The 6,117-nt window shown below is 43.2% G+C and carries 6 protein-coding genes; 4 read left to right on the plus strand and 2 right to left on the minus strand.

Annotation, left to right across the window (positions count from 1 at the left end; all coding sequences use genetic code 11):
- Window positions 1-27: 27 nt before the first annotated feature.
- Complete coding sequence (locus tag BLL40_RS16840) at window positions 28-186, minus strand: YfhE family protein (RefSeq protein ID WP_083566561.1); 159 nt, start codon at window positions 184-186, stop codon at window positions 28-30.
- A 198-nt stretch (window positions 187-384) separates the two neighbouring features.
- On the opposite strand from BLL40_RS16840, the gene BLL40_RS18250 reads away from it, so the two are divergent.
- The 4 genes from BLL40_RS18250 (at window position 385) to cydC (ending at window position 5,292) form a co-directional block, all read left to right on the plus strand.
- Window positions 385-537 carry an alpha amylase N-terminal ig-like domain-containing protein gene (locus BLL40_RS18250; RefSeq protein WP_083566562.1) on the plus strand — a complete coding sequence of 51 codons (153 nt, stop codon included), beginning with the start codon at window positions 385-387 and terminating at the stop codon, window positions 535-537.
- 39 nt (window positions 538-576) lie between these two features.
- On the plus strand, window positions 577-1,353 hold the full coding sequence (locus tag BLL40_RS15065; RefSeq protein ID WP_073712687.1) for a C39 family peptidase: 777 nt from the start codon (window positions 577-579) through the stop codon (window positions 1,351-1,353).
- Window positions 1,354-1,861: 508 nt separating this feature from the next.
- Window positions 1,862-3,577 carry a thiol reductant ABC exporter subunit CydD gene (cydD, locus tag BLL40_RS15070; protein ID WP_073712688.1) on the plus strand — a complete coding sequence of 572 codons (1,716 nt, stop codon included), beginning with the start codon at window positions 1,862-1,864 and terminating at the stop codon, window positions 3,575-3,577.
- Entirely contained in the window at window positions 3,574-5,292 is a 1,719-nt protein-coding gene (cydC, locus tag BLL40_RS15075; protein ID WP_073712689.1) for a thiol reductant ABC exporter subunit CydC, read from the plus strand. Before cydD ends, cydC begins: the two co-directional genes overlap by 4 nt.
- Before the next feature lie 360 nt (window positions 5,293-5,652).
- Here cydC and BLL40_RS15080 read toward each other — a convergent pair whose 3' ends face one another.
- On the minus strand, window positions 5,653-5,835 hold the full coding sequence (locus BLL40_RS15080) for a hypothetical protein (protein ID WP_073712690.1): 183 nt from the start codon (window positions 5,833-5,835) through the stop codon (window positions 5,653-5,655).
- Between the last annotated feature and the right edge of the window lie 282 nt (window positions 5,836-6,117).

A 6,117-nucleotide genomic window follows, 5' to 3' on the forward strand; every position in this document is an offset into this window, starting at 1 on the left:
TATCATCTCAAAGGAAAAGCCCTGGATTTAATAAATCCTAGGGCTTTTCTTATATATTTCCTTATTTTTGTCTTTTTGAGCTGCATCTGCTTTTTTAAATTCATGAATATACAAAACCTCTTGTGTATCAGTCAATCCATTATTTTGATCAGTCATCCGATCTTTTGGTGCTTTTTTTCCGTCCATTATCACATTCTCCTTTCTTGTTTAAATGAGGCACTTGTTTTTTCTCATCTGTTCAGTATTACTATTTGTCTTAGAAAAAGGAATGATTCAAAAAAAACGATAGCAAATGCTGTTGGAACTGGATTAAATTACCTTGAACATGATGTTCTCTGTTAGTGAAAGCGAAGTTGAAGAACCTTTGTATTGAGAGGTATTCATATGTGGAAAGAAGCGATTTACCACCGATCTAACAATAATTTTGCGTATTTGTATGATAAGAAGACCGTGCATATAGGGAAGCCTCTAGCCGGTACAGTTTTTTGCATGCGTTCTTTTAAAAATAAAATGGCTGTGCAATTTCAAATCATATGAGATAATAGTCACAGAATCTTATAAGGGAGGGTATGATGCATGTATTCTTATAAGAAGATGGGGGCTGTTTTTCTTTTTCTTTTCTTCGCTGTACTCGGTGTTAATATGTATGTGACACAGGACAATGAAATCCAGATCGTACAAGTAGCAGAGAAAGAGGAAAAAGAACCGGAACACAAATTGGAAGCCGTTCAAATGACGAAGAAAGAACAAGCACTTTTGGACGTACCGCTGATCGAGCAGATGCCGGAACTTCCGAGAGGATGTGAAGTGACGAGTCTGTCGATGCTTTTACAATATGCGGGTGTTACCGTGGATAAAATGGAGCTTGCTGAGCGGATTAAGCGCGATCCAACGGCATATGAAAAGAAAAATGGACAAGTTTATTTCGGTCACCCGAATGAAGGCTTTGTGGGCGATATGTATAGTTTTGATAACCCAGGTTTAGGCGTGTACCATGCTCCGGTTAAAGAGTTGGCTGAAAAATATTTACCAGGCCGGATCATCGATATGACCGGTGGGGACTTCAGTGAAATGGAAGAGTCCATATCAAATGGGATGCCTGTCTGGATCATTACGAACTCCCAATATAAAACATTGCCGCCCGAAGAATTCCAAACATGGCAAACCCCGTCGGGAGAAGTTGATATTACGTATCGGGAACATTCTGTCGTCGTAACGGGCTATGATACGGACTATGTTTTCTTTAACGACCCATTAACAGGGGCGAAAAATAAAAAAGTAGCGAAACAAGATTTCATCGACGCTTGGATACAGATGGGCAGACAGGCAATTACGTTTTACAATGAAAGATAAAAAAGCCTATTTTTGAACAATTCGTTCAAAAATAGGCTTTTTTTATCCCGCATTAACGGGCAGTAAGACCCCGCTTCAAGACATCGAAAAGACAAGAAGGATAAGCAGGGGATCAACTGCCCGTAAAAGCCCGATTGGTTCGGGCCGGCTGAAGCCGGTCACTCACGTATTGCCGCAGGACGCGGCGCTCTTTACCTGAGTTCCTGTTTATTCAGTGGGGGCAAGCGGAACGCAGACTATGATCGTCACGTCCTGTGACAACGTCTGCATGATTCACATCCTGTAAACCTAACCCCCACTGAATGAAATTTCACTTTATCCGCTTTACAATCGGTTTATTCGGTCCGTCTATGGAAAGGTGATAAGATGGACAAAATGTGAAAGTGAAGGTAAACATCGAGAAAATAGGCTCCTTGAAACAAGTATTTTTCAATCGTATCATTTATAATGGAAAGGTATTGTGAAATCCTTCACGAACATTTATAACAATAAAGGTGGGAGCATTTACATGGATATGCTTCGGAAATGGGCATTTGAGCAAAAGACGATGACGGCTTTTTTATTCGTTTCATCTGTTTTAACAGGTGCGATGATGATTGGTCAAGCTTACTTTTTTGTGACGATCGTCGATGGTGTGTTTTTAAAAGAACAGTCATTTCAGGATATTATGCCGCTTTTATGGGGCTTACTTGCCGTCATGCTAGTGCGTGTAGTGCTTTCTTATTTGAACGGACGGACGGGTGTGACAATGGCCTCGAACGTAAAGAGAAAAGTACGAAGAATGCTTTTGGAAAAGCTGACGCGAAATCCCATTCAGACAGCACTTGCGGGGCAATCCGGCGGTAAAGTAAGTGTCATGATGGATGCGGTTGATGAGATCGACAGCTATTACAGCAAATACATTCCGCAAGTCATTCAAACGTCGATTGTACCGCTCATGATTTTGGCAGTCGTGCTGTATGAGCATGTGTACAGTGGACTAATTATGATCATTACAGCACCGTTTATCCCACTGTTTTTTATTATTGTAGGGATGAAAACGAAGGCGAAATCAGAAGAACAGCTTGATAAATTAGCCGCGTTTTCAGGCCGTTTTTTAGATACATTGCAAGGACTGACGACGTTGAAATTGTTTGGGCGCGCTATAAAACAGCGTGAATTAATTGAACAGAGCAGCCTTGATTTTCGAGATGCAACGATGACCATTTTGAAAATTGCCTTCATTTCGACGTTGATGCTGGAGTTTATTTCCACGCTGAGCATCGGCTTAATTGCGCTTGAAGTAGGGCTTCGTCTTGTTGTTTTTGAAAGCATTGACTTTTCCACCGCCTTTTTCGTGCTTGTGCTGGCGCCGGAGTTTTATTTGTCGCTGAAAGAACTTGGCAGTGCGTTCCATACAGGAAGAGGCAGCATGGGAGCGGCGAAAAAAGTGATGGATGAGCTGGAAGAAACAGATCAGCCCGTACATTGGGGAACTGACCTCGTTGTCAATCCTTCGATTGAACTGCGTCATGCTTCTTTTCAATATGGAGATGGTTTTTCATTAAAAAATGTGAATGCTACCATTCCGCCAAATACGCAAATGGCGATAGTCGGGCAGACCGGTTCAGGGAAAACGACTCTACTTCATTTAATTGCGGGTTTATTTGATCCATCTGAAGGCAACGTTCTTGTGAATGGGCGCCCGCGTTCAGATTATAGCGAAACGTCGTGGTTTGATCAGCTAAGCTATATTTCCCAGCATCCGTATTTATTTTCAGGAACGATTGCGGATAATATTGCGATCGGCGGCGCGAAGGAAGTGTTGCGTGCAGACATTGAAGCGGCTGCGAAAAAAGCGGGCATTTCGGATTTAATTCAATCATTTGAAAACGGCTATGATACGCCGATTGGCGAAGGGGGACGTGGTCTTTCTGGCGGAGAAAAACAGCGGATCGCGCTTGCCCGCGCTTTTTTAAAACAGCCGTCTATCATTTTATTTGATGAACCAACGACTGGTTTGGATTTGAAAACGGAGCACATTTTGCAGCAATCAATGGCTGAACTGGCTAAACATTCGACCGTTATCACGGTGGCACATAGGCTGCATACAATCAAAAATGCAGATCGGATTCTTTTTTTAAGAAATGGAGAAATCTTCGCTTCAGGAACACATATGGAATTGTTGGAGACGAGCGTGGGATATCGAGAAATGGTATTGCAGCAAAGGGGTGCGGCTATATGAAGGATATAATGGTCGTTATCAAGCTGATGATGGCAGAGAAACGAGATATTCTGTTTTCGATCTTATTTGGCGTCCTTGCCGGGCTGACATCTGTCGGGTTGTTTGCGATGAGCGGGTATATGATAGCCAAATCTGCTCTTGCTCCGCCGCTTTATATTATTACGATCATGACGGCGACGTTGAAAATGTTCGGGGTGGCAAAGTCGGTTAGCCGCTATATGGAGCGCTATTTTTCCCACCGGGCGACATTTACGATATTAAGCAATTTACGTGTGTCGTTTTATGAAAAGTTGGTGCCTCTTGCACCAGGTATTTTTCATCAATATCGAAGCGGCGACTTGCTGGCGCGAATTGTCGGTGACGTGGAAAGTTTACAAAATTTCTTTTTACGTGTCTTTTATCCGCCCATTGTGCTTGTTATCGTCTTTTTAAGTACGATTTTCTTTACGACGTTTTATTCCATTTACGTAGCGTTGACGTTGTTTATCGGGCTCATTTTAACCGGTTTTGTTGTGCCGGCTCTATTTGCGTTAAGACAGCGGAAAATAGATCGTCAGGTGCGTGAAGATCGGGGCGCCTTGTCGACGGACGTGACAGAGCTTTTGTATGGGTTTCGTGATTTGAAAATTTATCAGAAGCTTGACAGGAAAGAACAGCATCTGGGGCAATCCGCCGATTTGTATGTGAACGGGCAGGAGAGGGAAGGCATTCATGCAGTGTTTAACCAGTCGGTCCATACACTAGTAGCGCTCATAATTTCCTGGTTTGTACTCGCTCTTGGTGCCTATCTCGTTACAGAAGGGGAGCTTGCTGGGCTGTTTTTAGCGATGCTTGTGATGATTTCGCTCACTGTGTTTGAAAATGCGGTACCAATGGCTTTATTACCAGCTCATTTAGAAGAGAGCAGACATGCGGCAACGCGGCTGTTTTCCGTAGTAGAAGGCGAATCTGAAGAGGAAAAGAGTGCAACTTCTAGTCGGCTTTCGAATGGAAAAGCGTATTCAATGGAAATGGATGGTGTGTCTTTTGCGTATCCAGGGGAAAAAAGGCTGACGCTTGAAAACATTCAGTTGAACATTGTGGCCGGATCGAAAACAGCGATTGTCGGGCCAAGCGGGTCAGGAAAATCGACGGTGCTGCAGCTTTTGTTAAACGTGTACCCGGCTAGCCTTGGGGACATTCGTTTGGATGGCAAACAGGTTGATTCATTGATACAGGAAAGTATTTGGGAACGTACGAATGTCGTTTTGCAAGAAAATCACTTTTTTTTCGGCACGATCCGCGAAAATTTGATGATTGCAAAAGAGGGACTAACCGATCAAGAAATGAAAACAGCGCTTTTAAATGTACAGCTTGACTCATTTTCATTAGAGGATCCGATCTTTGAAAAAGGAGAGAATTTATCTGGCGGGGAGAAACAGCGGCTAGCCATTGCCCGTGCGATGCTGAAGAGTGCTCATGTCTGGCTGCTTGATGAACCGACTTCCTCCGTTGATGCTGTAACAGAGAAAAAACTATATGACCAGCTTTTCGAGGCCGCTAAAGACGATACACTCATTCTCGTCAGCCATCGATTGACAGGGCTTGAGGCGATGGATCAAATCATTGTCATGGAAAAGGGAACGGTTATTGAATCAGGAACGTTTGATGAATTAATCAATAAAAAAGGCTATTTTTATGAGATGAAGCAAATTGAAAAAAGTGTGTTTATTTAATGTTCCTTCTTTTATCCCGCATTAACGGGCAGTAAGACCCCCGCTTCAAGACGTCGAAAAGAAAAGAAGAATAAGCGGGGGATCAACTGTCCGTAAAAGCCCGATTGGTTCGGGCCGGCTGAAGCCGGTCACTCAGGTATTGCTACAGGACGCAGTGCTCTTTACCCGAGTTCCTATTTATTCAGTGGGGCTAAGAGGAAAGCAGACTAAGAACGCCACGTCCTGTGACAACGTCTGCATGATTCACATCCTGTGAACCTAGCCCTCACTGAATGAAGTTTATAATAAACAAAGAGCGCTTTTGAAAAACACAAGGGCTCTTTTGTTCATTACGAGGTGTTTTGGCACTGTTCTAGCTTCTCAACTCTGTTTATTTGGTGTTGTGTTTCTATTTAGAAGATAAAAGGCAGTACCTGCTATAAATAAGCCTGTACTCAACCACATTGCGAGGCCGTTCCATTCCCCATTAAATAATGTAATATTTGTTAGAGTGATGAATTGCATTAAAACAATAATTATATATAATCCGGTTATGGCTTTCATTATTACCCCCCTTTTTTTATTGTAGCACCGTCTAACGGTATCAAAGGCGTCAACAACCCGCCATTTATCGACCTTCGGTCTGATTGAAGTGGGGGCTTGCGTCTGTCAGAGTTCGACAGTGCCTCTACCCTCATAGATAGCCATTACGCTTATTCCTACCCAGTAGTGCTAACGAGCAAGGCTCTCCTACCTTAGTGTGGTGGAACATAAGGACGGTTGACTTCGCCCCTGCCGCAAAAGTCATGCTCCTGTGGCAACTACCCCAATGTGTTCAATTCCTTT

Origin of the sequence: Domibacillus mangrovi, assembly GCF_001906925.1 — a bacterium.
GTDB classification, from domain to species: domain Bacteria; phylum Bacillota; class Bacilli; order Bacillales; family Domibacillaceae; genus Domibacillus; species Domibacillus mangrovi.

Coding starts and splice junctions, on each gene's coding strand:
- BLL40_RS18250 (WP_083566562.1), top strand. CDS start 385: ATGTGGAAAGAAGCGATTTACCACCGATCTAACAATAATTTTGCGTAT.
- cydC (WP_073712689.1), top strand. CDS start 3,574: ATGAAGGATATAATGGTCGTTATCAAGCTGATGATGGCAGAGAAACGA.
- BLL40_RS15065 (WP_073712687.1), top strand. CDS start 577: ATGTATTCTTATAAGAAGATGGGGGCTGTTTTTCTTTTTCTTTTCTTC.
- BLL40_RS15080 (WP_073712690.1), bottom strand. CDS start 5,835: ATGAAAGCCATAACCGGATTATATATAATTATTGTTTTAATGCAATTC.
- BLL40_RS16840 (WP_083566561.1), bottom strand. CDS start 186: ATGGACGGAAAAAAAGCACCAAAAGATCGGATGACTGATCAAAATAAT.
- cydD (WP_073712688.1), top strand. CDS start 1,862: ATGGATATGCTTCGGAAATGGGCATTTGAGCAAAAGACGATGACGGCT.